Source organism: Vibrio sp. 10N.222.49.A3 (assembly GCF_041475145.1).
Taxonomy (GTDB): Bacteria; Pseudomonadota; Gammaproteobacteria; order Enterobacterales; family Vibrionaceae; genus Vibrio; species Vibrio tasmaniensis_A.
In genome coordinates, this window is record NZ_JBFRVM010000204.1 from 1 (window position 1) to 1,394 (window position 1,394).

1 protein-coding gene and 1 pseudogene are annotated in these 1,394 nt (G+C 47.6%); both read left to right on the top strand.

The genetic code is table 11. The features are described from left to right. The first annotated feature begins 32 nt into the window (after positions 1-32). Positions 33-386, top strand: a complete 354-nt coding sequence (gene tnpB / locus AB4589_RS22990) for an IS66 family insertion sequence element accessory protein TnpB (RefSeq protein ID WP_017037716.1) — start codon at positions 33-35, stop codon at positions 384-386. A gap of 59 nt (positions 387-445) precedes the next feature. Next, positions 446-1,394 (top strand): annotated as a pseudogene (tnpC, locus tag AB4589_RS22995) (IS66 family transposase); the annotation flags it as partial.

A 1,394-nucleotide genomic window follows, 5' to 3' on the forward strand; every position in this document is an offset into this window, starting at 1 on the left:
ACCTATCTTGCTGAACTCATTGGAGCGTTGTCATGAAAGGTATGCTCAGCGCTCCAGACATTTACCTTTATCGTGAAAGCGTCGATTTTAGAAAGTCCATCAACGGCCTTGCAGCGATTATCGAAAATGATACTGACTTGCCTCTTGGCAGCGGTGCGCTGTTCCTGTTTACCAATAAACAGCGCGATAAGATTAAAGTGTTGTACTGGGATAAAACAGGCTTCGCCCTCTGGTATAAACGCCTTGAAAAAGCCAAGTATAAGTGGCCTTCAAAAGAGAAAAATCAGGTGTTTACCCTCACTCAATTTGAGCTTGATAGACTGCTTTCAGGCTTCACAATTATCGGCCACGAACCCATCAAAATAAACGATTTTACAATGAGTTAATCGAGAATAAAGCCTTATTCTCCAAGCGTTAACGGCACGATTTTAGTATAATCAATGCTATGAAAAAGACGCCAAATATCAACCCAGAAAGCCAAGATGTTGCCGAGCTACAAGCGATGGTAGCTGCTCTGATGTCGGAGAAAAATGAGTGGAAACAAGAGCGCCAATCGCTGCTTGAACAACTCAAACTCGCCTTCGACCGTCAGTTCGCGAAACGCTCGGAGGCATTAAAGCCTTACGATGAATCACAAGGTGACCTCTTCAACGAAGCGGAGTGTGAAGCCGTTAAAGAAGACGAGGTTGAGGTGACAACCACGACCACAACGAAAAAGCGCGGTAAACGTAAACCTCTGCCTAAGACCTTGCCTCGTGAGGTTATCGAACTTGATGTAGACGACCATGAAAAGCAGTGCGCTTGCTGCAATCATAGCCTGCATAAAATCGGTGAAGACCGCAGCGAGAAGCTAGAGTTCACGCCAGCGGTACTCAAAGTGTTGGAATATGTTCGTCCTAAGTACGCTTGCCGCCAGTGCGAGAAAACAGGTGACAGCAGCCGAATCGTTCAGAAGCCATCCCCTCAGAGCCTCATCCCTAAAAGCTTCGCCACAGAAAGTTTGCTGACCAACATCATTCTTGGAAAATACCAATACGCGATGCCACTTTATCGTCAAGAATCGCTGTTTACCCAGTCGGGTATCGAGCTATCACGTACCACCATGGCTAGGTGGGTCATCCAAGTCAGTGAGAAGTTCGCCCCGCTGTATGCGGCCTTGAAGGAGAACCTACTTCAACAAGTGGTGGTTCAGGCGGATGAAACGCCGCTCAATGTGCTCAAAGAAGAGAAGCAGTGTTATATGTGGCTTTACTGCTCAGGCGCTGACTCGCCCGAAGCGGCACTGCCGAATGTGAAAAAATCGCCTTGTACGACTATCAAAACAGTCGCGCGAGGGTGTGCCCCGTGGACTTTTTAGGTGACTACAACGGTTATCTACAAACCGATGGCTACGC